Origin of the sequence: Enterococcus sp. DIV1315a (genome assembly GCF_051712325.1) — a bacterium.
GTDB lineage: Bacteria > Bacillota > Bacilli > Lactobacillales > Enterococcaceae > Enterococcus > Enterococcus faecalis.
The window spans coordinates 1,159,973-1,185,257 of sequence record NZ_JBIOOS010000001.1; the positions used below are offsets into that span (position 1 = coordinate 1,159,973).

At 38.1% G+C, this 25,285-nt stretch carries 24 protein-coding genes; all 24 read left to right on the forward strand.

Annotated elements, in window-relative coordinates; all coding sequences use genetic code 11:
* The first annotated feature begins 343 nt into the window (after nt 1-343).
* The 24 genes from alaS (at nt 344) to IGJ03_RS05720 (ending at nt 25,215) form a co-directional block, all read left to right on the forward strand.
* The gene (alaS, locus tag IGJ03_RS05605; protein WP_002366615.1) at nt 344-2,986 is read left to right on the forward strand and encodes an alanine--tRNA ligase; all 2,643 of its coding nucleotides are present in this window, start codon (nt 344-346) and stop codon (nt 2,984-2,986) included.
* 202 nt (nt 2,987-3,188) lie between these two features.
* The gene (locus IGJ03_RS05610; protein WP_425135834.1) at nt 3,189-3,905 is read left to right on the forward strand and encodes a tRNA (adenine(22)-N(1))-methyltransferase; all 717 of its coding nucleotides are present in this window, start codon (nt 3,189-3,191) and stop codon (nt 3,903-3,905) included.
* Nucleotides 3,889-5,007, forward strand: a complete 1,119-nt coding sequence (locus tag IGJ03_RS05615; protein ID WP_002357732.1) for a Nif3-like dinuclear metal center hexameric protein — start codon at nt 3,889-3,891, stop codon at nt 5,005-5,007. The genes IGJ03_RS05610 and IGJ03_RS05615 overlap by 17 nt, the downstream gene beginning before the upstream one ends.
* A gap of 29 nt (nt 5,008-5,036) precedes the next feature.
* Entirely contained in the window at nt 5,037-6,266 is a 1,230-nt protein-coding gene (gene pepT / locus IGJ03_RS05620; RefSeq protein WP_002384579.1) for a peptidase T, read from the forward strand.
* A gap of 145 nt (nt 6,267-6,411) precedes the next feature.
* Nucleotides 6,412-6,678, forward strand: coding sequence for a DUF1294 domain-containing protein (locus IGJ03_RS05625; RefSeq protein ID WP_002377631.1), 267 nt, complete (start codon nt 6,412-6,414; stop codon nt 6,676-6,678).
* Between the two features lie 19 nt (nt 6,679-6,697).
* Entirely contained in the window at nt 6,698-7,726 is a 1,029-nt protein-coding gene (locus tag IGJ03_RS05630; RefSeq protein ID WP_002360426.1) for a lysylphosphatidylglycerol synthase transmembrane domain-containing protein, read from the forward strand.
* 139 nt (nt 7,727-7,865) lie between these two features.
* Nucleotides 7,866-8,441 carry a molybdenum cofactor guanylyltransferase gene (gene mobA / locus IGJ03_RS05635; protein WP_002361748.1) on the forward strand — a complete coding sequence of 192 codons (576 nt, stop codon included), beginning with the start codon at nt 7,866-7,868 and terminating at the stop codon, nt 8,439-8,441.
* Nucleotides 8,442-8,456: 15 nt separating this feature from the next.
* Nucleotides 8,457-9,281, forward strand: a complete 825-nt coding sequence (locus IGJ03_RS05640) for a formate/nitrite transporter family protein (RefSeq protein ID WP_375804712.1) — start codon at nt 8,457-8,459, stop codon at nt 9,279-9,281.
* Nucleotides 9,271-9,852, forward strand: coding sequence for a hypothetical protein (locus IGJ03_RS05645; protein WP_202522513.1), 582 nt, complete (start codon nt 9,271-9,273; stop codon nt 9,850-9,852). The genes IGJ03_RS05640 and IGJ03_RS05645 overlap by 11 nt, the downstream gene beginning before the upstream one ends.
* Nucleotides 9,840-10,328, forward strand: coding sequence for an NADH-quinone oxidoreductase subunit NuoE family protein (locus tag IGJ03_RS05650; protein ID WP_002357722.1), 489 nt, complete (start codon nt 9,840-9,842; stop codon nt 10,326-10,328). The genes IGJ03_RS05645 and IGJ03_RS05650 overlap by 13 nt, the downstream gene beginning before the upstream one ends.
* An 11-nt stretch (nt 10,329-10,339) precedes the next feature.
* On the forward strand, nt 10,340-11,638 hold the full coding sequence (locus IGJ03_RS05655; protein WP_002394421.1) for a complex I 51 kDa subunit family protein: 1,299 nt from the start codon (nt 10,340-10,342) through the stop codon (nt 11,636-11,638).
* Nucleotides 11,639-11,640: 2 nt separating this feature from the next.
* Nucleotides 11,641-14,361 (forward strand): formate dehydrogenase subunit alpha, encoded by a 2,721-nt coding sequence (fdhF, locus tag IGJ03_RS05660; RefSeq protein WP_375804713.1) that lies wholly within the window; start codon nt 11,641-11,643, stop codon nt 14,359-14,361.
* 17 nt (nt 14,362-14,378) lie between these two features.
* Nucleotides 14,379-15,581: a molybdopterin molybdotransferase MoeA gene (locus tag IGJ03_RS05665; RefSeq protein ID WP_104845183.1), complete on the forward strand. Its 1,203-nt coding sequence runs from the start codon at nt 14,379-14,381 to the stop codon at nt 15,579-15,581.
* A gap of 262 nt (nt 15,582-15,843) precedes the next feature.
* Nucleotides 15,844-16,353, forward strand: a complete 510-nt coding sequence (gene moaC, locus IGJ03_RS05670) for a cyclic pyranopterin monophosphate synthase MoaC (protein WP_002369470.1) — start codon at nt 15,844-15,846, stop codon at nt 16,351-16,353.
* A complete protein-coding gene (moaA, locus tag IGJ03_RS05675; RefSeq protein ID WP_284955389.1) occupies nt 16,350-17,324 on the forward strand; it encodes a GTP 3',8-cyclase MoaA in 975 nt (324 codons plus the stop codon). Before moaC ends, moaA begins: the two co-directional genes overlap by 4 nt.
* A 2-nt stretch (nt 17,325-17,326) precedes the next feature.
* On the forward strand, nt 17,327-17,761 hold the full coding sequence (locus IGJ03_RS05680) for an MOSC domain-containing protein (protein WP_002357714.1): 435 nt from the start codon (nt 17,327-17,329) through the stop codon (nt 17,759-17,761).
* Nucleotides 17,754-18,236 carry a MogA/MoaB family molybdenum cofactor biosynthesis protein gene (locus IGJ03_RS05685; protein WP_002361756.1) on the forward strand — a complete coding sequence of 161 codons (483 nt, stop codon included), beginning with the start codon at nt 17,754-17,756 and terminating at the stop codon, nt 18,234-18,236. Before IGJ03_RS05680 ends, IGJ03_RS05685 begins: the two co-directional genes overlap by 8 nt.
* 3 nt (nt 18,237-18,239) lie before the next feature.
* Complete coding sequence (locus IGJ03_RS05690; RefSeq protein WP_438711090.1) at nt 18,240-19,211, forward strand: molybdopterin-binding protein; 972 nt, start codon at nt 18,240-18,242, stop codon at nt 19,209-19,211.
* A gap of 18 nt (nt 19,212-19,229) precedes the next feature.
* Nucleotides 19,230-20,030, forward strand: a complete 801-nt coding sequence (gene modA, locus IGJ03_RS05695; RefSeq protein ID WP_375804715.1) for a molybdate ABC transporter substrate-binding protein — start codon at nt 19,230-19,232, stop codon at nt 20,028-20,030.
* Nucleotides 20,031-20,038: 8 nt separating this feature from the next.
* Nucleotides 20,039-20,710, forward strand: a complete 672-nt coding sequence (gene modB / locus IGJ03_RS05700; protein ID WP_002360415.1) for a molybdate ABC transporter permease subunit — start codon at nt 20,039-20,041, stop codon at nt 20,708-20,710.
* Nucleotides 20,707-21,711, forward strand: a complete 1,005-nt coding sequence (locus tag IGJ03_RS05705; RefSeq protein ID WP_010709397.1) for an ATP-binding cassette domain-containing protein — start codon at nt 20,707-20,709, stop codon at nt 21,709-21,711. Before modB ends, IGJ03_RS05705 begins: the two co-directional genes overlap by 4 nt.
* Nucleotides 21,712-21,832: 121 nt before the next feature.
* Nucleotides 21,833-23,935 (forward strand): heavy metal translocating P-type ATPase, encoded by a 2,103-nt coding sequence (locus IGJ03_RS05710; protein WP_375804716.1) that lies wholly within the window; start codon nt 21,833-21,835, stop codon nt 23,933-23,935.
* A gap of 268 nt (nt 23,936-24,203) precedes the next feature.
* The gene (gene zapA, locus IGJ03_RS05715; protein WP_002357706.1) at nt 24,204-24,647 is read left to right on the forward strand and encodes a cell division protein ZapA; all 444 of its coding nucleotides are present in this window, start codon (nt 24,204-24,206) and stop codon (nt 24,645-24,647) included.
* 19 nt (nt 24,648-24,666) lie between these two features.
* On the forward strand, nt 24,667-25,215 hold the full coding sequence (locus IGJ03_RS05720) for a CvpA family protein (RefSeq protein WP_002357705.1): 549 nt from the start codon (nt 24,667-24,669) through the stop codon (nt 25,213-25,215).
* The last annotated feature ends 70 nt before the right edge of the window (nt 25,216-25,285 follow it).

Below are 25,285 nucleotides of genomic sequence, written 5' to 3' on the forward strand. Positions count from 1 at the left end.
AAAGATTCCTACGAAAACAATTGACTTTTTAGCAGATCTTTCTTATACTTTTGACTATAAGCTAAAGGATATGAGGAATCTTATTTTGATCACAGAAAGCCGTTCATTGCTGAGAGAAGGGCATCAGATAAATTTACTTGCTCCCTTTAGATGGACTTGATAGAAATATCAACGCGACTCTGCGTTATAGAGCTTAAGAGGTAATGATCCAACATCATTGCAATCAAGGTGGTACCGCGAGCAATCGTCCTTGACTGCAATGGTGTTTTTTGTGTTCACAATCTGCCACTTAAGAGGGTACAAAATATAAATAGTTAATTATTAATAGAAAGTAGGAAAATCAATGAAAGAATTAACAAGTAGTCAAGTTCGCCAAATGTATTTAGACTTCTTTAAGTCTAAAGGACATTCAGTAGAACCAAGCGCTTCTTTAGTACCAGTAAACGATCCAACATTATTATGGATTAACTCTGGTGTTGCGACCTTGAAAAAATATTTTGATGGCTCTGTTGTGCCAGAAAATCCAAGAATTACGAATGCTCAAAAATCTATTCGTACAAATGATATTGAGAATGTTGGGAAAACGGCTCGTCATCATACAATGTTTGAAATGTTAGGGAACTTCTCAATTGGAGATTATTTTAAAAATGAAGCGATTCACTGGGCTTGGGAATTTTTAACTGGTGCTGAATGGCTTGCTTTTGACCCAGAAAAATTATATGTGACTGTTTATCCGAAAGATACAGAAGCAAAACGCATTTGGCGTGATGAAGTTGGTTTATCTGAAGACCATATTATTGATGTAGAAGATAACTTCTGGGATATCGGTGCTGGTCCAAGTGGTCCGGATACGGAAATCTTTTATGATCGCGGCGAAGAATTTTTAGATATTCCAGAAGATGATCCAGAAAATTATCCTGGTGGCGAAAATGAACGCTATTTAGAAATTTGGAACTTAGTGTTCTCTGAATTTAACCATACACCAGAAGATACGTACGAACCATTACCACATAAAAACATTGATACGGGCATGGGCTTGGAACGTGTTGTATCTATCATTCAAGATGCACCAACAAATTTTGAAACTGATTTATTTATGCCAATCATTCATGCGGTAGAAGCTTTAGGAACCAACGTGAAATATGGAGATGCACCACAAACGGATGTTTCCTTTAAAGTGATTGCTGACCATATTCGTGCCTTATCCTTTGCAATTGGTGATGGTGCGCTTCCTTCAAATGAAGGTCGTGGCTATGTGTTACGTCGTTTATTACGTCGTGCGGTAATGCACGGGAAAAAATTAGGCATTAATGAAGCCTTTTTATACAAATTAGTGCCTGTTGTTGGCGAAATCATGGTAAGCTACTATCCAGAAGTATTACAACAAAAAGACTTCATCGAAAAAGTGGTTCGGACAGAGGAAGAACGTTTCCATGAAACCATCAATGAAGGTTTGAGCATGTTAAATGAGGTTATTAAAGAAGTTAAAGATGCAAAAGGCGATACATTAGATGGAAAAATTATCTTCAAACTTTATGATACTTTTGGCTTCCCCGTAGAATTAACGGAAGAAGTTGCAGAAGATGAAGGCTTGAAAGTCGACCATGCTGGGTTTGAAACAGAAATGGAAGCACAGCGTGAACGTGCTCGTTCTGCCCGCAGTAAAGAAACTTCAATGGGTGTTCAATCTGCTTTATTAACAGATATTAAAGTAGAAAGTAAATTTGTTGGCTATACAGAATTAACACATGATAGTGAATTATTTGTTATTATTCAAGGTGACGCACTAGTAAATGAAGCATCTGCAGGAACAGCCGAATTAATTTTTGCTGAAACACCATTTTATGCTGAAATGGGTGGACAAATTGCTGACCGCGGCTATGTAAAAAATACCGCAGGGGAAGTCGTTGCCAACGTGGTGGATGTGAAAAAAGCACCAAATGGTCAATTTTTACACAAAGTAGAAGTTTTGGCGCCATTAGCAGAAGGCCAAATTTATCAATTGCAAGTGGACGAACGGATGCGGACACGTATTTTGAAAAACCATACGGCAACCCATTTATTGCATCGTGCTTTAAAAGATGTGTTAGGGGAGCATGCCAACCAAGCAGGCTCATTAGTTGCACCGGGACATCTACGTTTTGACTTTACTCATTTTGGGCAAGTTACATCAGAAGAACTAGCGCGGATGGAAGCCATCGTTAACGAAAAAATCTGGGAAGCTATTCCTGTTGTCACAATTGAAACAGATATTGATACAGCGAAAAACATGGGCGCAATGGCGTTATTTGGCGAAAAATATGGCAAAGAAGTCCGTGTAGTTAATATTGGGGATTACTCTATCGAATTATGTGGTGGAACACATGTTGCTAATACAGAAGATATCGGGATTTTCAAAATTGTTTCTGAATCTGGAATTGGTGCAGGAGTACGCCGTATTGAAGCAGTGACGAGTAAAGAAGCGTATCAACTTTTACAAGAAGAAGAACGTCAATTGAAAGAGATTGCTACATTAGTTAAATCACCTCAATTAAAAGAAGTGGTTACGAAAACAGAGCAATTGCAACAACAATTACGTGATCTACAAAAAGAAAACGAACAATTGGCAGGCAAATTAGCGAACCAACAAGCTGGTGACATTTTTAAAGATGTCAAAGACGTCAACGGTGTTCGTTATATTGCCGCTCAAGTCAATGTTAAAGACATGAATCAATTACGCCAATTGGCCGACCAATGGAAACAAAAAGAATTGTCTGATGTACTAGTTCTAGCAACTGCACAAGATGAAAAAGTAAGCTTGTTAGCGGCTATGACAAAAGACATGAACGGAAAAGGCTTAAAAGCCGGTGACTTAATCAAAGCAATTGCGCCAAAAGTTGGCGGTGGCGGCGGTGGTCGTCCTGATATGGCTCAAGCTGGTGGGAAAAATCCAGCAGGGATTGCGGATGCTTTAGCAGAAGTTGAAAACTGGTTGGCAAATGCCTAATTAAAAATGTTTTCCCTATTATTAATATAAGGAGAATGCTCTTTATAGCAATAATGACAGCCCTCTTCAAAGTTATGAAATTGATTTTGAAGGGGGTTCTTTTTTTTAAATGATTAAGGAGAGGAAACAGTAGATTGCACGAATGTGTAAGTTTTCATCTTCAATTGACAATGGTATAATAAGCAACGGAGGAATCAAAAATATGAATGAAAATCAATTATCAAAACGTCTCGCAACGGTTGGTGATTTAATCCCTAGAGGAAGTCGCTTAGCAGACATTGGTTCAGACCATGCTTATTTACCAGTTGCTTTAATGTTAGAAAATAAACTGTCTTTTGCTGTGGCTGGGGAAGTGGTAGAAGGCCCTTATCAATCTGCCAAAACCCAAGTCAGTAAATCCAATTTGACGGATAAAATTATCGTACGTTTAGCGAACGGGCTAGATGCAATTGAACCTGAAGATCAAATAGACGTCATTAGTATTTGTGGAATGGGCGGCACATTAATCCGAGATATTTTAGAAGCTGGACGCAAAAAAAATCGTTTAACAGGGAAGGAACGCCTTGTTTTACAACCGAATATTGGTGAACCAACTTTACGATGCTGGTTAATGGCAAATGACTACAGTATTGTTGATGAAACAATCGTGGAAGAAAACCGTAAATTGTATGAAATTATCGTAGCTGAAAAAACAGAGCAATCCGTTTCTTATACGGACCAAGAATTACTATTTGGGCCAGTTTTAATTAAAAAACAAGGACCGGTTTTTACTAAAAAATGGCAACGAGAATTAAAACAGCGCAAAACTGTTCTTGCACAACTAGCAAAAGCAAGTGGAGAACATATTGAAAAACAAGCGAAACTACAGCAAGACCAACAATTAATTGAGGAGGTGCTGGCCAATGGCTGTGAACGGTAAGACATTGATTCGACGCTTCAATGACTATTGTCCCGAGTGGTTAGCTGAAACGGGAGATCCTGTGGGCTTGCACATTGGTACGTTAGATAAACCAATTGAAAATGTGATGGTTACCTTAGATGTTCGTCCTGAGGTCGTTGCAGAAGCAATTGAGAAGCAGGTTGATTTAATTATTGCGAAACACCCACCTATTTTCCGCCCAGTTAAGCGATTAACCACAGATAATTTTCAAGAAAAAATGTACGCTGATTTATTAAAACACGATATTGCTGTTTACGCAGCGCATACTAATATGGATATTATTGACAATGGCTTAAACGATTGGTTTTGTGAATTATTGGGAATTAAACAAACCACCTTTTTAACTAAAACACATACTGTTCCTTATAAAAAATTAGCCGTTTTTGTGCCAATTGATGAAGCTCCGCAAATGAGAGAAGCTTTAGGTCTAGCTGGCGCTGGAGCTCAAGGTGATTATTCTAAAACAAGTTACTCTTTAATTGGAACAGGACGTTTTACACCAACACAAGGAGCAAATCCCACGATTGGCGAAATTGGTCAAGAAAGTGTCGTCCAAGAAGCAAAAATCGAAGTGATTTTCCCTGAAACTAAGCAGGAACAAGTTCTTGCAGCTATGTTACAAGCGCATCCTTATGAAGAACCTGCGTATGATGTTTATACCATTGAAAATCAATCAAAAGAATTTGGTTTAGGTCGGGTTGGAGTATTAGACAAGCCTGTGAGACTCTCTGATTTTGTACAGCAAGTCAAGGAAGCTTTCCAATTGGACGGCTTGCGGGTCATTGCAAAAGATGATACTAAAATGATTCAACGGGTAGCCATTTGTGGTGGAAGTGGTGAAAAGTTCTATCATGATGCATTACGTAAACAAGCCGATGTCTATATTACTGGTGATGTGTATTATCATACGGCACATGACATGATTGCTGAAGATTTACCAGTCATCGATCCTGGTCATTACATTGAAGCGCTTTGTAAGCCAAAACTTGTGGAATTAATGAATCAATGGAAACAAGAAAATGAGTGGGCTGTATCCATTTTTGAATCAGAAGCGAATACCAACCCATTTCGTTTTAAATAAAAAAATGAAGATTAAAGGAGTGTTCTTTTATGTATGAAAATTTATTACCTCGTTTTTTACGCTATGTGAAAACAGAAACACGCTCAGATGCAACAAGCACAACGACACCATCAACACAAACACAAGTAGCCTTTGCACAAACCTTAAAAAAAGAATTAGAAGAATTAGGGATGAGCGATGTTATTTATAACGAAACAAATGGTTTTGTGATTGCTACGTTACCTAGTAACGTGGAGAAAGACGTTCGTTCAATCGGCTTTATTGCCCATATGGATACGGCTGATTTTAATGCAGTGAATGTTTCTCCGCAAATTGTTGAGAACTATGACGGAGAATCAACGATTCCTTTAGATAAAGAAGGCAAATTCACTTTAAATACGAAAGACTTTCCTAACTTAAAAAATTATCGTGGTGAAACACTTATCACAACCGATGGTACCACTTTATTAGGAGCTGATGATAAATCAGGTATTGCGGAAATAATGACAGCCATGGAATATTTAATTAATCACCCAGAAATTAAACATGGTACCATTCGTGTGGCTTTCGGTCCTGACGAAGAAATTGGTGTAGGTGCCGACAAATTTGATGTCGCTCAATTTAACGTGGATTTTGCTTATACAATGGATGGCGGACCAGTAGGTGAATTACAATTTGAAACGTTTAATGCGGCGCAAGCAGAAATTACAATTCAAGGGAAAAACGTTCATCCAGGAACAGCAAAAAATACAATGATTAATGCGTTACAATTAGGAATTGATTTCCATAATGCCTTACCTGCTGACGAAGTTCCAGAAAAAACAGAAGGTGAAGAAGGCTTTTATCATTTAGCAGCGTTTGCTGGAACGCCAGAAGAAGCTACAATGACGTATATTATTCGCGATCACAATCGCGAGATTTTTGAAGCACGTAAAGCTAAAATTAAAGAAATTCAGCAAACATTGAATGCACCATTTGATGAAGAACGAATCAAAGTTGATTTATTTGATCAATACTATAATATGCGAGAAGTGATTGAAAAAGATATGTCCATTGTCGAAATTGCTAAACAAGCAATGGAAGAATTGTCAATTCAACCAATTATTGAACCTGTTCGCGGTGGAACGGATGGCTCAAAAATTTCTTATTTAGGGATTCCAACACCAAATATCTTTGCTGGTGGCGAAAATATGCATGGCCGTTTTGAATTTGTTTCATTACAAGCCATGGAAAAAGCGACCAATGTGATTATTAAAATTGCTGAATTAAATGCAAAATAAATGAGGTACTCAATAGGAAAGTAAGAAAACGGGCAACCGAGAGCTTACTTTCCTGTTGTAGTTTCATGAGTCATTGAAAATTTTTTTGCAATTAGAATCAGAACAAGGTATCCTAGTACAGTAACTAGTTAGGAGGCCAGAAAGAATGCTTCAGTGGATAGTAATCATTTATTTCCTCGTCATTAATTTAGTATTGTTTAGTATGATGGGTTATGATAAAAAACAAGCAAAACGTGGGAACTGGCGTATTCCGGAACGCCGCTTATTGATGATAGGACTTGTCGGTGGCGGTCTAGGTGGGCTAATGGGACAAAAGAAATTTCATCATAAAACCCAAAAACCAGTTTTTGCATTGTGTTATTCAATTGGCGTAATCGCGATGATTAGTTGCATCTATCTAACATTTAAGTAAGAACAAAAAAGGAGAAGCGATGAAAGGAAAAGTAAAAATTGGCTTAAATATGTTGTTAATGATTATCGTTTTAGGCGTAATCTTTTATGTCATGGATAATTCATTAAGTGATATTTTTGCTCAACTGATGGAAACGAGTTGGCTGGTGCTGATTGCTGTTATTTTTTTTGGTGTAGTTTATCAATTTGCAGAAGGGCGCTCAATCAAGGAAATAGCTCGTTATTTTAACAAAGACTTTACAACAGTGGATGGTTTTTTTACTTCTTGTTATGTAGCATTTTATCGGATTATTTCATTTGGCACGGGAACCTTGCTTTCAGAAATTTATTTTTATAAGAAAAAGGGAATTCCTGTTTCTAAAAGTGTGGGGATAACGGCATTACATATGATTATGTACAAAGCAGCCGTGATTTTTTTAGCAATTATTGGTTTGATTATTCAATTTTCCCTGTTTTATGAAAATGCGCCTAAGATGATTCCATTCATTTTAGCAGGTGTTATTTTAACATTAGTAATAATTGCAGCATTACTTATTTTATCTAGTAGCTTAAAGTTGCAAGTTTTATTGGTTAAGTTTGCCAATCGTTGGTTTAAACGACCAAAACTAAGAGATTGGGTGGATAATTGTAATTTACAAATCTATTCCTTGCGGGCAGCTGTCCAAACAATTACACAAGATCGCTCAGCGTTGCTTCGAATCTTTTCATGGAATGTATTTAAATTATTATTTTGGTACATTATTCCTTACATTGTTTTAGTAGAAAATCACCCGAATATTGATTTATTATTAGTGATGTCCTTTACCAGTTTTGCTGTTATTCTTTCAGGAGTTATTCCGACACCTGCTGGCATTGGTCCATTTGAATTTGTTTACTTATTGTTGTTTAAACCATTGGTCGGCAATGTTGATGCTGTAGCATCTGTTTTACTGTATCGATTTGGTAGCTTTGTGTTACCCTTTTTGATTGGCTTGGTTTATGTCGCCATTGAGAAACGAAAATCATTACGCATTGAGATTGAAGAAATAAAACGTCAAACAGATGAATAAGGTAGAACGAGAAAAAGAGCGACTCTTTTTCTCGTTCTTTTTTTTAAAAGGAATTGACTTGTACGAGGGATGTCTTATAATAGACTTAATACATGACTAAAAAATATTTTTTTGAACTAATAAAAATTATGGTAAAGGGGTGGCGAAAATTATTGCTGATTGTACAGCAGTGCTGTTATGCGGCGGGAAAAGTTCACGGATGGGATTTGATAAAGCATTATTGAAAATTCAAGGCCAATACGTGATCTTGCAAACAGCTGAAAAGTTAATGGAACTGTTCGAAGAGGTTATTTTAGTAACGAATGATAGTCAAAAATTTCCTAAGGCGTTTAGAAAATGCACAATCATTCAAGATATGTATCTTGGAAAGGGGCCATTAGGTGGGATTGTGACAGCAATGAACTATACTCAGAAAGCTGAAGTGTTTGTAATTGCCTGTGATATACCAACTTTTTCTCCTAAACTTGTGTATCAGTTAGCCTCTAAGCGTGGACAAAATCAAGTAACAATCTTTGATTTTGAAGGTCGTCAAGAACCATTATTTGGCTTTTATCGATGTTCTTGTTTACCAACATTTCAAAAACAGCTTGCGCAAAATAACTATCAGATTCGGCAAGAATTTGAGCATCTATCTGTAAAAACGGTGCAACTATCAAAAGAGAATCAACTTAAAAATGTCAATCGAAAAGAAGAATTGTCTCAGTGGTATCGATAAAAAGGAGGAATCGTAATGGATTTTTTCAGTAGTGAAGAAATAGTTGCAAGCTTAGGCGATAAGGCAAAAATGAAAGGGAAATTATCGTTTGTTCGACTCTGTATTTTAGGTATCATGGCTGGTTTTTGTATTGCACTAGGTTACTTGGCGTTTATTCGTATCACTGGAACTGCCCCCACAGAATGGGGAAGTTTTAACAACTTTCTGGGTGGAGCTTTATTTCCAGTTGGATTGATAGCGCTTACTTTTGTTGGTGGTGAGTTAGCAACAGGCAATATGATGGTAATGACATTAGGCGTATTACAGAAAAAGATTCGAGTGGGCGCTCTTTGTTATAACTGGCTAGTTGTTTTATTGACCAATTGTCTAGGCGGATTTCTTGTGGCGTATTTATTTGGCCATATTGTTGGGTTAACTGAAGGTGCGTTTCTGGATAAAACAGTCGCAGTTGCTCAGGCGAAAATTGCTGATCCACCGCTAGTTGCTTTTGTTTCAGGGATTGGCTGTAATATTTTTGTTTGTTTAGCGGTTTATCTCGGAGCGTTGGCAAAATCATATTTAGGTAAAATGTTTGGCTTATGGTTTCCTGTCATGGTTTTCGTTGTTTGTGGGTTTCAACACGTGGTCGCCAATGCATTTATTATTCCAGCGGCAATTTTTTCACAAAGCACCACAATCAGTTGGTGGGATTATTTGCAAAATACACTATGGGTATTTTTAGGCAATGCGGTAGGGGGCAGTCTTTTTATGGCCGTACCATTGATCTTTATGACAAAACCAGCAACTGTCAAACCAAGAGTTGAGAAAACGATTCAGACGGAGGAGCTCTATGGCAATTGAGGTACCAAACATGATTCAAATTGGATCTACTGGTCGGAATAGTGGCAAAACGACATTAGCCGAAGCCCTTATTAAACAGTACCAAGAAGTCTATCCAATTTATGGCTTGAAGATTATTACGATTAGTGGTCAACGAGGGGTGTGTCAACGAGGCACAAAAGGATGCGGAATTTGTACCAGTATTACAGCTGGTTATGAATTAGTAGAAGAGAAAGAGACGATTGGCAATAAAGATACCATGAAATTATTAGCTGCAGGTTGTCAAAAAGTTTTTCTATTGAAAGTTTTTCAAGAAAATTTGGCGGAAGCCATTCAGCAATTTCTGAAAGCTGTGCCGGCCCAAGCATTAATCATTTGTGAATCAAATTCATTACGTAATGTTGTGCAGCCAGGACTATTTCTTATGATGAATAACCAGAATCGCCAAAAAGAATCAGCAAAAAAAGTTATAGATAAAGCCGATTTTTGTTTACTATCTGCTGAAATACCAAAAGAATTGCGTATCTATTATCAAGGAGAACAACTTCAAGTTTCACTAAAAAGGGGGAATAAAAAGGAATGTGTGCATTAAGCTTAATTGAAAAAGAAGCGATTATTCTAGAAAACGATGCTGATCCACAACGAATTTTAAATATTTTAATTGAATTACAATTTGCTTCAGAAGAAGGGTATATCGATCAGGAGACAGCTCAATTAGTTGCAGAGCATCTACATTTAACGGAAGCGCGAGTCTATGAAATCGTCAGTTTTTATGCCATTTTAAAGACGGAACCGCAAGCGAAGTATGTCTTGAAGATTTGTAACAGCACACCGTGTCATTATACTGGTGGGGCGATGGTTGCCGAAGTTTTAGAAACTATTTTAGAAGTGCCAGAGAATCAGCCGACCCCAGATGGCTTATTTATGTATCACAGTATTCCTTGTATCGGGGCTTGTGATTTGGGTCCAGTAATTAAAATTAAGGACACCGTTTTTAGTCAACTAACAGAAGAGAAAATTTATCAATTAATTCAACATTTACAAAATGATTGCTATGAAGGATTGTAGGAGGTGAGTCAATGCTTAAGAGAAACCAACCAATGTTATTAGAGAGAATGGGAAAAATGCAATCTGCGACCGATGTTGCTGAATATTGTAAATACGATGGATTTGATGGTTTAAAAAGAGCAATTTCACTATCGGATGAAGAAATTTTAAACGAACTGGATGTTGCTCACTTAAGAGGTCGCGGTGGAGCAGCCTATCCTTTAGGAAAAAAATGGCGCCATCTTTATCATGCAAAAGGAACCACAAAGTACATTGTTTGTAATGCTGATGAAGGCGAACCAGGGACCTTTAAGGATAAAGTACTTTTATCTGAAGATCCATTGAGTGTGATTGAAGGAATGATCATTGCTGGCTATTTATTTTCAGCAAAAGCAGGTTATATTTATATGCGAGGAGAATATCGCAGAATCCAAAAAACATTTCAAGAAGCACTCGATAATGCACGACAAGCTGGCTTTTTAGGGGAAAACATTTTAGGAATTGAAGGATTCAATTATGATATTACGATTATTTCTGGTGCTGGCGCCTATATTTGTGGGGAAAATTCAGCACTTTTAAATTCAATTGAAGGAAAAACGGGGCGGCCGCGTGTCAAACCACCACACTTAGCAGATGTTGGTTTATATTTGCAACCAACATTAGTGAATAATGTTGAATCATTTGCAAGTGTTCCCGTAATTTTACGAGAAGGTGGACAAGCCTTTTTAGAGATGGGTACTGCCGATGGTGGCGGAACAAAGCTAATTTGTTTGTCTGGACATATTAAAAATCGGGGCTTATACGAGGTCAACCTTGGAACACCATTAGAAGAAATAATTTATGGCGAGCAATACGGCGGAGGCTCTGCAACTGGTCGATCATTAAAATTTATTCACTTCGGTGGACAATCCGGTCCAATTGGTGCTGTCGCAACGTTAAGGGATTGTTTGTATTCCTACGAAGATTTATGGGCCCATGACTTATCTGTCGGCTCTGGTGCAATTGTAGTAATGGATGATTCAGTTAATGTTGTGGACTATTTAGTACACGTGGCGGCCTTTTTTGCTCATGAGTCCTGTGGTAAATGCACCCCTTGTCGATTGGGAACAACTAGGATTTTGGAATTATTGAGTAAATTCAATCGGAACGAGGCAACAGCTAGTGATTTGCCGCGATTGGAAAAGATGCTCACGCATGTCACGCGATTATCAGCTTGTGGTTTGGGACAATCCGTCGCAAATCCAATGAAGAGTGCATTGGCTTTGTTTCCAGAAGAATTTGAAACGACTGCTGAAACAGAAATCTATGCCACCAGCAAAGGAGGTTGGTAAAAATGAAAACAAAGTTGCATACGCAAACAGTTACGTTGTCTATTGATAACCAAGAAGTAACTGTGCCTAAAGGGACTACCATTCTCGAAGCAGCGAAAGGGCTAGGTGTTGAAATCCCAACGCTCTGTCATTTAAAGGAATTAGCGCCTGATGGTTCTTGTCGGATGTGCGTGGTTGAGGTGGAAGGTGGCCGACGTGGTGGCTTAACAACTGCTTGTACGGCACATTGTCAAGAGGACATGGTTGTGTCAACACATTCTGAAAAAGTTGCTGATTCCAGACGTTTTATTCTTGATTTATTATTGAGTAATCATAAATTAGAATGTTTTTCTTGTGGAAAAAACGGGGATTGTCAATTACAACAGTATGCGCTAGATTATGGGATTGATGCCACTAGCTTTACCGAGGGAAAAAGAATGCCTTGCCATCAAGAAGATACCAGTAATCCATTTTTCTCTTATGATCCAGAAAAGTGTATCATGTGTCGTCGTTGTGCTCGTGTCTGTCAATTGCGGCAGGGAAGAGATGTACTTAGTATTGCTAATCGTGGCTTTGAAACAAAAATGATGCCGAGTTATGGGCAGGCGTTTGATCAATCTATCTGTGAATCATGTGGCAATTGTGTCTCTTCCTGTCCTACAGGTGCGTTAACAGCAAAAGATACAAAAGAGTACCGCAAATGGGAAACCCAGAAAATTCCTACAACTTGTCCGCATTGTGGGACAGGCTGTCAGATGAATTTACTCGTTAAAAACAATCGTTTGGTGGGTGTTGAACCCCTAGATGGACCAGCTAATAAAAATTTACTTTGTGTGAAAGGAAAATTTGCTTCATATAAATTTGTTGGGTCAGGAGATCGCTTAACGGAGCCATTAATTAAACGGAATGGCATTTTTGAACCTGCTTCTTGGGAAGAAGCCTTAACGCTTGTTTCGTCAAAATTTAACGAAATTAAAGCAGAAAACGGCGCGGATGCTCTTGCTGGTTTTTCGTGCTCTAGAGCAACAAATGAAGATAATTATGTTTTTCAAAAAATGGTGCGTGCTGCTTTTGGTACCAATAATGTTGATAACTGTGCCCGTGTTTGTCATTCGGCTTCGGTCCATGGTTTAGCCCAAACCTTAGGCTCTGGTGCGATGACCAATCCTATTGCTGATATCACTGAAGATGTCGATATGATTTTATTAGTAGGGTCCAATCCAGAAGAAGCTCATCCAGTTATTGGTGCGCAAATTCGCCAAGCCATCCAAAGAGGAACACAAGTTGTTGTTGTTGACCCGCGGAAAATTAACTTAGTGAAGGATAGTGCACTGCATTTACAAGTTCAGGCGGGAACGAATGTCGCATTTGCTAATGGCATGATGCATGTGATTTTGAAAGAAGGTTTAGCAGATCGCCACTTTATTGAAGAACGGACAGAAGGATTTTCAGATTTAGAAAAAATGGTGGCTGATTATACGCCGGAAAAAGTCGCAGAAATTTGTCATATTCATCCAGAAGATCTAATTCAAGCAGCACGCATGTATGCAAAAGCAGAGAAAGCACCAATCATTTATTGTTTAGGCGTAACGGAACACTCGACAGGAACTGAGGGTGTTATGAGTATGTCTAATTTGGCAATGTTGGTTGGTAAAGTTGGAAAACCAGGCTGTGGTGTCAATCCTTTGCGAGGTCAAAATAATGTTCAAGGTGCTTGCGATATGGGCTGTATGCCTTATGATTTCCCAGGCTATCAAAAAGTCAATAATCCAGAAGTAATCGACAAATTTGAAAAAGCTTGGCATGTGCCGTTAAATCGAAACACAGGTTTAACTTCTACTAAAGTCTTGCCAGCAGCAGCGGCAGGAAACGTCAAAGGCCTTTATATTTTTGGAGAAGATCCAATTGTTACGGATCCAGACACAGGACATGTTCGTCAAGCTTTAGAAAGTTTAGACTTTTTAGTTGTTCAAGAATTATTTATGACAGAAACGGCTGCTTATGCAGATGTCGTTTTACCAGGTATCAGTTATGCAGAAAAAGACGGGACATTTACAAATACAGAACGGCGCGTGCAAAGAGTTCGTAAAGCTGTTGAACCAAGAGGACAAGCGCGAGAAGACTATGAAATTTTTTGTGAAGTCATGACACGAATGGGCTATCCTTGTGCGTATGAATCTGCAAAAGAAATTATGAAAGAAATTTCAGCTGTGACGCCTTCGTTTGGTGGAATTAATTATGAACGATTAGAGAAGGAGAGCTTACAATGGCCTTGTCGGAGCTTGACAGATCCAGGTACGCCGATTATGCATGTGGGCAGTTTTGCTCGTGGGAAAGGTTTATTTAAAGCAATTCCGTATAAGCAAGCACAAGAATTACCAGATGAAGAGTACCCGTATTTAATGTCGACAGGCCGAATGCTTTACCATTACAATACCCGAGCAATGACAGGACGAACGGAAGGGATTAACCAAATAGCGAATCACTCTTATATTGAGATAAATGCAGTCGATGCACAAGCTCTGGGAATCCAAGAAGGTGACAAAGTTGAAGTTCATTCTCGACGTGGCAAAATTGAAACCTATGCGGCTGTCGGAAATCGAGTATTTCCGCAAGAAGTCTTTATGACATTCCATTTTCCAGATGGGAATGTTAACGAAATCACCAATGCTGTATTTGATGATATCGCCACAATTCCTGAATATAAAGTTTGTGCCGTTGCGATTAAACCAGTGAATAAATAAAAAAGGATGGTTAAAACATGATCGAGTTGGAAGAAGCACGAGAGAAAATGACCCAACATATGAAGAGTCAATGTGAAACAGAAGAAGTGGCGCTGCTTGATTCCTTGGGACGGATTAGCGGAGAAACCATTTTTGCAGAGACAGCGATTCCTCATTTTCCTCGTGCCGGGATGGATGGGTATGCCGTTCGTGCAGTAGAAACACGAGGTGCGACTGCTGAAAGCCCAAGTTGTTTAAAAGTCGTCGGTTCTTTAGTGGCAGGGGATTCCATGTTTTATTGTAATCAGACGAATAACTGTGCGATTAAAATAACAACAGGTGCTTTTATTCCAACCGATTTTGATGCAGTAGTGCCACAAGAATGGACGGATTTTGGGCAAGACCATGTTAAAATTTTTCGCTCTGTCACTGCGGGCCAAAACTATGCGGAAATTGGAGAAGATATTGCTTTTCAGCAAAAAATTTTAGCAAAACATCAACAGATTAATAGTCGTATGATTGGTTTGTTGGCAATGCAAGGGATTGATAAAGTTGTTGTTTTGAAGCGCATGAAAGTGGGGATTTTAGCGACGGGTAGTGAGTTAGTTTCTTTGGAAGAACCGCTGTCAGTTGGGAAAATTTATAATAGTAATCTCTACATGTTAGCAGCTTTTGTCAAAGCGAGTGGCAATGAAGTAATGCACCTAGATCATTGTTCAGATGATCCTGAAGAATTAGCGAATAGGCTGATTGAGATTTCACCAAAACTTGATTTATTAATTACTTGTGGTGGTGTTTCGGTAGGTGAAAAGGACAATTTACCTTTAGCGATTAAACGTATCGGAGGAACAGAGTTGTTTCATTTTGTAAATATGAAACCTGGAACCCCAGTTATGGGAAGTAAATTTCAAGAAACACTCATTTTAAGTGTTTCAGGCAATCCGTTTGCGGCAATGGTTAATTTACATCTTTTTTACTGGACATTATTAGCTACTTTTTTTAATTGTGTCGAGTTAAATCTCAAGGAACGAACAGTAATTTTAGCGCATGAATTAGCACCAAGTAGACTACGTCGATTTTACCGAGCGAAAGAAATAGATGGCACAGTAAATTTAGTGACAAAAAGTCATCTTTCATCCAATTTATCAAATACTTTAGAAACAAATTGTCTGCTAGAACAACCAGCTGGTGTACTACTCAAAAAAGGCGCGCTTGTAAAAGTCTATTATTGGCAAACTTGATGACAACCTGACCTAAGATTAGTATGAAAGTAAGCCATCAGTCGAGTCGACTGGTGGCTTATTGCTTATCAAGTTTTAAGACTAAGACAAAAGTCTGGTCAGGCTAAGCAAAGCACGTAATTTTTGTCGCTTAACTTTTTTAACTTCGACTTCTCGCTAAAAAAAATTATGGATGCCAGATTGTTTTTTTGATACAAGAGTGATACACTTAAAAAAGAAGTATTGTGTAAACGTTAACAAATGTCAAATGTGAGGTGGAGAAATGGTTCAAAGTAAGGAATTTACGCACTTGAATACACAAGGAGAAGTGCATATGGTTGATATTTCGGAAAAAAATGATACTCAAAGAACAGCCCTCGCTTATGGAGAAATTCACATGTTGGAAGCGACAGCAGAAGCGATTCAGACCCAAATGATTAAAAAAGGTGAAGTATTACAGGTAGCAAGAGTCGCTGGGATTACCGCCGCAAAACGAACGTTTGAATGGATTCCTTTGTGTCATTTGGTTGCTTTGACAAAGTGTGAAATTCAGTTTGATTGGCGCAATCAAACTTGTTTAGAAGTACGTTGCTTTACAAAAACAGTGGGTTCAACTGGCGTTGAAATGGAAGCGCTAACAGGTGTACAGGCAGCACTCTTAACAATTTATGACATGTGTAAAGCAATTGATCGAGGAATGACAATGACAAACATTGGTTTATTAGAGAAAAATGGTGGACGTAGTGGTCATTTCATTCGTTCTTCAATTAAATCAAAGGAAAGTGATGAGTGAACAGCATGAAAGATGCATTTAACCGTGAAATTGATTATGTTCGTTTGTCTTTAACAGATCGTTGTGACTTACGTTGCACGTATTGCATGCCAGCAACAGGTCTTTGCTTTTTAAAAAAAGAGCAGCTTCTAACAGATGATGAGATTATTTTTTTATTGAGGATACTAGCGAAAGAAGGCATCAAAAAAGTTAAATTAACAGGTGGTGAACCGCTTGTTAGACCGAATTTACTCTCTTTAATTAAAAGGATAAAGCAAATCTCAGGCATCGAAAAAGTAACCCTAACGACTAATGGCATGAAGTTAGCTCGTGAGGCTCAAGGGTTAAAAGAGGCGGGCTTGGACGGCATTAATATTAGCTTAGACACTTTGGATCCAGAAGAATTTCGAGAAATAACAAGAGTTGGTCAGTTAAGGGATGTTCTGGCGGGCTTAGAACAAGCGATTGATGTGGGATTACCTAATATCAAAATTAATACTGTAGCTAGGAAAGAGCTAAGTGAAGCAACAATTGTAGAACTGGCTGAAATCGCTAAGAAAGAGACTGTGCATCTTCGTTTCATTGAAATGATGCCAATTGGATTAGGGAAGGAGCATCCAGGTAAGCAACAAGAAGAAGTAGAAGACATTTTAACCCAACATTATGGAACGTTACAACCATACCAAAAACCATTGGGCAATGGCCCTGCTAGTTATTACGCCTTAAAAGATTTTAAAGGAAAAATAGGTTTTATTAGTGCATTAGGGCATTGTTTTTGCGAGACGTGCAATCGGATTCGAATTACTGCAGACGGTCATTTAAAAACGTGCCTGCATTCTGCAGACGGCTACTCGTTAAAGGAAGCTTTAGCTATGGAACAAACAGCAGAATTGTTAGGGATTATCAAGAGTGGCATTGCCTGTAAGCCTGAAAAACATCTTTTCTTGGAACAACAAGGAGAACAACGATTTATGTCACAAATAGGAGGGTAAGTATGAAAACAGGAGAAATTATTGCAATAAATATTAGCCCGCGAAGAGGCACACAGAAAAAGGAAATTCCTGAAGTCAACTTAATTAAAGGTTTCGGATTAGAAAATGATGCGCACGGCGGTAATTGGCATCGACAAGTCAGTTTGTTATCTTTTGAAGAAATAACGGCTTTCAATGAAAAAGGAGCTCGGGTTGGCAATGGTGCTTTTGGGGAAAATATAATCGTATCAGGGATTGATTTACGTCAATTACCTGTTGGAACGAAAATGAAAATAGGCGATTCCGAATTGGTGGTTACTCAAATTGGGAAAGAGTGCCATAAACACTGTCAGATATACGCGCGAGTGGGCGATTGCATCATGCCTAGAGAAGGAATCTTTGCAGTCGTTGTGACAGAAGGTCATATTAAAAAAGGAGACCAGTTAGACGTTGTTTAAAGTGGGCATTGTAACATTAAGTGATCGTTGCTTTCAAGGGCTTGCTGTCGACCAATCGGGTCCCTTGATTCGTGAACAGTTACCTGCGCTCTACCAGGTAACCAAACAAACCATTTTACCAGATGAAGAAAATCAATTAGTAGAGCTATTGCAAGAGTGGTCTAAGACCTGTGATTTGATTTTAACGACAGGCGGCACAGGATTGAGTGAACGGGATCGGACCCCAGAAGCAACCTTACGTGTAGCAGAACGAATCATTCCTGGGATCAGTGAGGGCTTGCGTCAACTTAGCTTGGAAAAAACACCATTTGCTATGTTAAGTCGAGGCGTTTCTGTTCAAAGAGGACGCACGCTCATTGTTAATTTGCCTGGTAGCCCGAAAAGTGTAACAGAACATTTGCATTTTTTGTTGCCTGTTTTGCCCCACGCTTTGGATTTAATCACAAATAAAAAAATCATACATGATGAGGAATAAACCATGAAAACAATTCGAACAGAAGAGGCAGTTGGCCTTCCATTGAGTCATGATATTACGCGAATTGACTATGGGAAGACCAAGAAAGTGTGTTTTAAAAAAGGACATATAGTTGTTCAAGAAGATATTCCAATTCTTTTATCATTAGGGAAAAAACATCTGTTTATTTCCTTGGATCCAGCAGAAATACATGAAGAAGAGGCAGCGACATTTTTGTATAACCTGTTAACAGATGACTCATGTCAGCCGAGTGAAGTCCATGAAGGAAAAATTGTTGCTAAAGCTAGCACGAGAGGTCTTTTAAAAGTCAATCGAGAAAAATTAATTGCTTTAAATGAAATTGAAGGTCTCGCCTTGTCAACTAAAGTTACCAATATAGAAGTTCAGAAAGATGAAAAAGTTGCAGCCTTTCGAGTGATTTCACTAACAATTTCTAAAAGCCAATTAGAAAAGGCACGCCAGTTCAGCACGTCTGAGCCACTAATCTCTGTGAAACCTTTCAAAAAAATACGGGTCGGGATTGTAACTACTGGCAGTGAAGTTTACACAGGATTGGTTGAGGATGCTTTTTACCCTGTTTTAAAAGCCAAGTTCTCCGCGTATCCTTTAGTTACGATTGTCAAGCAAGAAATTGTCGATGATCAGCCGCAAAAAATTACTGTTGCGATCAAAAAGATGTTAGCACAAGGGCTTGATCTGATTGTTTGTACAGGTGGTATGAGTGTAGATCCTGATGATTTGACACCGTTAGCAATTAAGCAGACAGGTGCTGAAATCGTAACCCATGGGACACCAGTCTTACCAGGCTCAATGTTTTTGCTAGCTTATAAAGGAGAGCAAACGATCATTGGCTTACCAGGTGGTGTTTTATTTTCAGAAAAAACGGTTTTTGATTTGTTGTTACCAAGATTAATGTCCAAAGAAGTGATTAAAAAATCTGAAATTATTGACTTGAGTTATGGTGGGTATTTATAAAAGAAAAGAGGCGTTCAAATGTCTAAACAAAAAAAGGCTGTGTTCCTGCTTAGTTTATTCAGTTTAGTTGCCCTAATTGCTGCATGTACAAATCAGCCGCAAAAAGAAACAGTTTCAACAAAAAAAGAAGAAATAACCCTTGCGGCAGCAGCTAGCTTAGAATCAGTCATGGAGAAGAAAATTATTCCAGCCTTTGAAAAAGAGCATCCAGATATTCAGGTAACTGGAACCTATGATAGTTCTGGAAAATTACAGATGCAAATTGAAAAAGGCCTAAAAGCCGATGTATTTTTCTCAGCTTCGACAAAACAAATGAATGCATTGGTTGCAGAAAAACTAATTAATAAGAAAAGTGTCGTTCCTTTATTGGAAAACCAGCTCGTTCTTATTGTGCCTAACCAAGATCAAGCAAAGTGGCACGATTTTTCTGATTTAAAAAAGGCCCAAATGATAGCAATTGGTGATCCTGCGAGTGTTCCAGCTGGTCAATATGCCGAAGAAGGCTTAAAAGCTTTAGGCGCTTGGTCTTATGTAGAAAAACACGCAAGCTTTGGCACGAATGTAACAGAAGTCCTTGAATGGGTGGCTAATGCAAGTGCAGAAGCTGGCTTGGTTTATGCGACAGATGCAGCAACCAATTCAAAAGTAGCGATTGTTGCGGCCATGCCTGAAGCTGCTTTGAAAAAGCCAATCATCTATCCAGTTGGTAAAGTTGCCGCCTCTAAGAAACAAAAATCAGCGGATGCTTTTTTTAATTTTTTACAGAGTCAACAATGCAGAAAATATTTTGAAAATATTGGCTTTAAGTTAACAAAGTAGGTGGGAAAATGGATGTTCGACCAATTCTTTTATCTTTTCAGACAGCAATAATCGCCATTTTATTTACTTTTATTTTAGGAACAGGCGTTGCATATATTGTTTTTCGTTTGAAAAATCGTAAATTAAAAATTCTTTTGAATAGTTTATTTACGTTGCCATTAGTTTTACCGCCGACTGTTTTTGGTTTTTTTCTCTTAACTATTTTTGGTGTTCAGCAACCAGTGGGCCAGTTTTTACTTGATTTTTTTGCCATTCAAGTTGTTTTTTCGTGGCCAGCTACGGTTATTGCTGCCGTTGCTGTTTCATTTCCTTTAATGTATCGTTCAGCCTTAACGGCGTTTGAACAAATGGATAGTGAATTGTTGGCGGTGGCCCAGACACTCGGGTTTTCGGAAAGTCGATATTTTAGAAAAATTGCGTTACCTTTGTCGATGAACGGTCTCTTGGCCGGTGGCGTGTTAGCCTTTGCCCGTGGGTTAGGTGAATTTGGAGCGACGACAATGTTAGCAGGGAATATTGCTGGCAAAACAAGAACGCTTCCTTTAGCTATCTACTCTGCTGTAGCAAGTGGGGATTGGCGCTTAGCCAATCAATATGTTGTAATTATGTTATTACTTTGCCTGATTATTTTATTTTTTACGGAATTTTTTAGTCAGCGCGCTTGGAGAAGATCGGAATGAGATTAATTGTTGATATTCAAAAAGAATTGAAAAGTCATACTTTGCAAATTCAGTTTGAAACAAAGACTCAAACAACAGGAATTTTAGGAGCTTCTGGTTGTGGCAAGAGTATGTTATTAAAATGTATTGCAGGTGTTGAGACTGCGGATAAAGGTCAGATTGTTTTAAATGATCAAGTCTTATTCGATGCTGAACAAAAGATCAATTTGTCGCCGCAACAACGAAAAATTGGTCTTTTGTTTCAACAGTATGCGTTGTTTCCTCATTTATCGGTAGTAGAAAATCTGACGTGCGTGACAAAAGATTTACAATTGGTCACTCAATTGCTTGCGTCTTTTCACTTAACTAAAGTCCAACAACAATATCCTAGTCAACTTTCTGGAGGACAAAGACAGCGAGTGGCTTTTGCGCGAATGCTAGCGGCTCAGCCGGCTTACCTATTATTAGATGAGCCATTTTCCGCATTAGATGCACCCTTAAAGGAAGAGCTGCAAATTGAACTTCAACAGCGATTAAGTAATTTAAATCAACATGCCTTAATTGTGAGTCATAGTTTAGATGAACTGTATAAGTTATGTCAGAGTTTAGTGATAATCACAAAAAACCAAACACTTTTTGGTGCAACAAATCAATTATTTAACCAACCTCAAACGATTGAAGCAGCTAAACTCACTGGTTGTAAAAATATTTGGCCTGTCAAACGCATAGATGCGCACAGAGTCCAAGTGATTGGTTGGCAACAAACACTAACGGTTACACAAGAAGTTCCTATTTCTTGTCATTCTATTGGTATTCGGGCCCATGATTTCACAACAGAACCGCAGGCAACCAATCAGATCGAAGTGCATCACTTACAAACATTGTCAGCACCTTTTGAACAAAGTGCTTGGTTTCAACACCAACAAACCAAAATTTGGTGGAAAGGGAGCAATAGACTCAATCCGAAAGTTATTACTCAGTTATCCATACCACCTACAGCAATTATGCCATTATGTCTATAAAATAGAAAAAGATTACGTGAAGCGGTTGACATATGATTGCATCTTCATTTATAATAGATTCATGAAAGGTTATTCATGTAAACGGAATAATCGCTATTATATAGGGAGTGAAGGTGTTTAAATGCAAAAGAGTTATAAACTAGAAGGACTTGATTGTGCAAGTTGTGCAGACAAAATTGAAAAATCTGTCCAAAAAATTCACGGAGTAGAAAAAGCGCGTGTGGACTTCATGGCTGAAAAGATGACACTGGAAGTTGAATCAGGACATGATTTAGAAGTCGAAAATGAAGCGCGTGCAGTGATTGGTAAGTTAGAGCCAGATGTCAAAGTTATTTCTTTAAAAGATGTCAAAGAAGAAGAGGGACGTAATCCAAATAAGAATCGCTTAATTCGTATCATTATTGCATTTGTTTTATTTTTAGCACTTATTATCATTAAGCCAAGTAATAATTGGGTTGCTTTGACGTCTTATTTAGTCGTTTATGTCTTAATTGGTGGCGACATTGTCAAACGAGCGGTAACGAATATTTTTCGCGGGGAAGTGTTTGATGAAAATTTCTTAATGTCTGTGGCAACGATTGGGGCATTCTTTATTGGGGAATATCCCGAAGCTGTGGCAGTAATGTTATTCTACCAAGTCGGCGAATGGTTCCAAAGTGCTGCGGTTGATCAATCCAGAAAATCAATTGCCAAATTAATGGATATTCGTCCAGATTCAGCAAATCTTTTAGTAAATGGACAAATAAAAGCGGTCGCTCCAGATACAATTGAAATTGGGCAACAAATATTAGTGAAACCAGGTGAAAAAGTTCCATTAGATGGTCAAATTATTGATGGATCAAGCATGGTAGATACCTCTGCGTTAACTGGTGAATCCGTTCCAAGAACGGTCAAAGTCGGCGATGAAATCTTAGGTGGTTTTATCAATAAAAATGGGGCCTTGACCATTAATGTTACGAAAAAATTTGGGGATTCAACAGTTAGCAAAATTTTAGATTTAGTTGAAAATGCTAGCAGTAAAAAAGCCCCTGCAGAAAACTTTATTTCTAAATTTGCTCGTTACTATACACCAGTTGTCGTTGTTTTAGCTGTCTTATTGGCAGTGATTCCACCATTTATTTTCCCTGATACTTCTATTAATGAATGGGTTTATCGGGCATTAACGTTCTTGGTTATTTCTTGTCCATGTGCCTTAGTCATTTCTGTTCCTTTAAGTTTCTTCGGTGGAATTGGCGGAGCCAGCAAACTAGGTGTTTTAATTAAAGGAAGCAACTATTTAGAAATTTTAGCGAATACGGAAACGATTGTTTTTGATAAAACTGGTACGCTAACAAAAGGAAATTTTGTGGTTCAAAACATAACTAGTGTTGTTTTACCTGAAGAAGAGTTGTTGCGTTTAACAGCAACAGCAGAACAATTATCCACTCATCCTATTGCTATTTCTATTAAAGAAAGCTATGGCAAAGAAACTGTTCCAGCAACAGCAATTGAAGAGGTTGCCGGACACGGTATCAAAGCCACAATTGAAGGCAAAACAGTTTTAGTCGGTAATGCGAAGTTAATGAAACAATTTGGTATCGAAGCACCAGAAGTGAAGGAAGCGGGAACTTTAATTTTTGTCGCTATTGATAATCAATTTGCAGGCTACTTAGTGATTGCGGATCAATTGAAACCAGATGCCATTTCAGCAATAAAAGAATTAAAAGCTGAAGGGGTCAAACAAACTGTTATGCTGACTGGAGACAATCAACAAGTTGCAGAAGCTATTGCAAAAGAAGTTGGTGTTGACAAAGTTTATGCAGAACTTTTACCAGATGGCAAAGTGGATCGTTTAGAAGAGTTGTTAAAAGCATCTTCACCTAAAAACAAAGTTGCCTTTGTTGGTGACGGTATGAATGATGCACCTGTTTTAGCCCGGGCTGATGTTGGGATTGCCATGGGTGGTTTAGGAAGTGACGCGGCAATTGAAGCAGCTGATGTGGTGATTATGAATGATGAACCAAGTCGTATCGCCTCTGCGATTAAATTATCAAGAAAAACATTGAGAATTGTTAAACAAAACATTATCTTTGCGATTGCTGTTAAAATCATTGTCTTGGTACTAGGTGCATTAGGCTTGGCTTCAATGCAAGCAGCAGTGTTTGCTGATGTTGGTGTAACTATTATCGCTGTTTTAAATGCTATGCGTTGTTTACGTGTAGAAAAGATGAAAGATAATAACTAAGCCTTAAAAAGTACAGCTGAGACGAACGTTTTTAGCTGATTATCAGGTTTTGAGCGTGGGACAAAAATCACTTTGACTTTTTGTTCCACGCTTTTTCTCCTACACAATTTCTATTCGTTCTTAAATTGCCAGAGTTCTTGTAAAGAAATCTTTAAATTTTTCGCTTTGTGGCATATAATAAGAGAGAATTTGTACGAAAATTGCGCTTCGCTTTTTTTTCATGGTACAATAAGCAAGAATGGATTGATTTACAGGAGGGAACCTCAACATGGCATCAAATGAAAAAACACGATATAAAGCAATCATTGCAGACCATACGTATACAATTATTGGCCAAGAGTCAAAACAACATATGGATTTAGTCACAAAAATTGTCAACGAACAACTGGCGGAAATTAAACATCTTTCTCCGCAAACTGATACGGAACAAGCTTCTGTTTTATTAGCAATTAATGCAATTTCAGATCAACTAAAAAAACAAGAATATGCTTTAAAATTGGAAAAACAAGTAGCAGACTTAAAACAGAAAACCATTCGTTTGGCTGAATTAGAGAATCGTGTGCGCCGAATGGAAATTATCGAAGAAGAAGCACGAGATGTTTTGAAAAAGAATGGACAAGAAGATGTAGAAATTCATAATCATGTGGAAGCCCAACAAATTTTGAATGAAAATCGAAAACAGCAGATTCAAAATAAAGGTGTTTCGGAGTAGTTCCTGAAAGGATGACAAGATGTTAACAATACTTATTTTATTACTTTTAGCCTTTGGATTTTATACAGGAGCTAAACGAGGCTTGATTTTACAAGTGCTCTATTCGGTGGGTTACTTAATTTCATATTTTGTTGCTCGAACCTATTACAAAGAGGTCGCTTCTCATTTAGAATTGTATATTCCATATCCATCGGTTACGCCAACGTCAAAGCTTGTCTTTTTTAATCAAGAGATTTCTTTAGACTTGGACAAAGCCTTTTATTCAGCGGTTGCGTTTCTATTATTGCTGTTTGCAGGCTGGTTAGTCGTTCGTTTTTTAGCTATCTTTTTACATGGATTAACATTTATTCCAGTTTTGAAACAGGTAAATGGACTATTAGGTGGCGTATTAAGTGTTCTTGTATTATACGTGGGTCTTTTTCTAGTGTTAGCTACGGCGTCAATGATTCCGTCAGATATTGTCCAAAATCAGTTTCGGTCAAGTGGCTTGGCACGAGGCATTGTAAAAAATACCCCAATTCTAACAAAACAAGCATATGAATTATGGGTTGAACCAATTACGAAATAAAGCTGAATGGGACTGAGATAGAGATAAGAAGTAAGTGAGCAAAGCGAAACTTCTTATGTTATGTCTCAGT

Coding starts and splice junctions, on each gene's coding strand:
- modB (WP_002360415.1), top strand. CDS start 20,039: ATGGATGTTCGACCAATTCTTTTATCTTTTCAGACAGCAATAATCGCC.
- IGJ03_RS05720 (WP_002357705.1), top strand. CDS start 24,667: ATGTTAACAATACTTATTTTATTACTTTTAGCCTTTGGATTTTATACA.
- IGJ03_RS05615 (WP_002357732.1), top strand. CDS start 3,889: ATGGCTGTGAACGGTAAGACATTGATTCGACGCTTCAATGACTATTGT.
- IGJ03_RS05665 (WP_104845183.1), top strand. CDS start 14,379: ATGATCGAGTTGGAAGAAGCACGAGAGAAAATGACCCAACATATGAAG.
- IGJ03_RS05655 (WP_002394421.1), top strand. CDS start 10,340: ATGCTTAAGAGAAACCAACCAATGTTATTAGAGAGAATGGGAAAAATG.
- IGJ03_RS05705 (WP_010709397.1), top strand. CDS start 20,707: ATGAGATTAATTGTTGATATTCAAAAAGAATTGAAAAGTCATACTTTG.
- fdhF (WP_375804713.1), top strand. CDS start 11,641: ATGAAAACAAAGTTGCATACGCAAACAGTTACGTTGTCTATTGATAAC.
- IGJ03_RS05710 (WP_375804716.1), top strand. CDS start 21,833: ATGCAAAAGAGTTATAAACTAGAAGGACTTGATTGTGCAAGTTGTGCA.
- IGJ03_RS05640 (WP_375804712.1), top strand. CDS start 8,457: ATGGATTTTTTCAGTAGTGAAGAAATAGTTGCAAGCTTAGGCGATAAG.
- zapA (WP_002357706.1), top strand. CDS start 24,204: ATGGCATCAAATGAAAAAACACGATATAAAGCAATCATTGCAGACCAT.
- pepT (WP_002384579.1), top strand. CDS start 5,037: ATGTATGAAAATTTATTACCTCGTTTTTTACGCTATGTGAAAACAGAA.
- alaS (WP_002366615.1), top strand. CDS start 344: ATGAAAGAATTAACAAGTAGTCAAGTTCGCCAAATGTATTTAGACTTC.
- moaC (WP_002369470.1), top strand. CDS start 15,844: ATGGTTCAAAGTAAGGAATTTACGCACTTGAATACACAAGGAGAAGTG.
- IGJ03_RS05625 (WP_002377631.1), top strand. CDS start 6,412: ATGCTTCAGTGGATAGTAATCATTTATTTCCTCGTCATTAATTTAGTA.
- IGJ03_RS05645 (WP_202522513.1), top strand. CDS start 9,271: ATGGCAATTGAGGTACCAAACATGATTCAAATTGGATCTACTGGTCGG.
- IGJ03_RS05680 (WP_002357714.1), top strand. CDS start 17,327: ATGAAAACAGGAGAAATTATTGCAATAAATATTAGCCCGCGAAGAGGC.
- IGJ03_RS05690 (WP_438711090.1), top strand. CDS start 18,240: ATGAAAACAATTCGAACAGAAGAGGCAGTTGGCCTTCCATTGAGTCAT.
- IGJ03_RS05630 (WP_002360426.1), top strand. CDS start 6,698: ATGAAAGGAAAAGTAAAAATTGGCTTAAATATGTTGTTAATGATTATC.
- IGJ03_RS05650 (WP_002357722.1), top strand. CDS start 9,840: ATGTGTGCATTAAGCTTAATTGAAAAAGAAGCGATTATTCTAGAAAAC.
- IGJ03_RS05610 (WP_425135834.1), top strand. CDS start 3,189: ATGAATGAAAATCAATTATCAAAACGTCTCGCAACGGTTGGTGATTTA.
- modA (WP_375804715.1), top strand. CDS start 19,230: ATGTCTAAACAAAAAAAGGCTGTGTTCCTGCTTAGTTTATTCAGTTTA.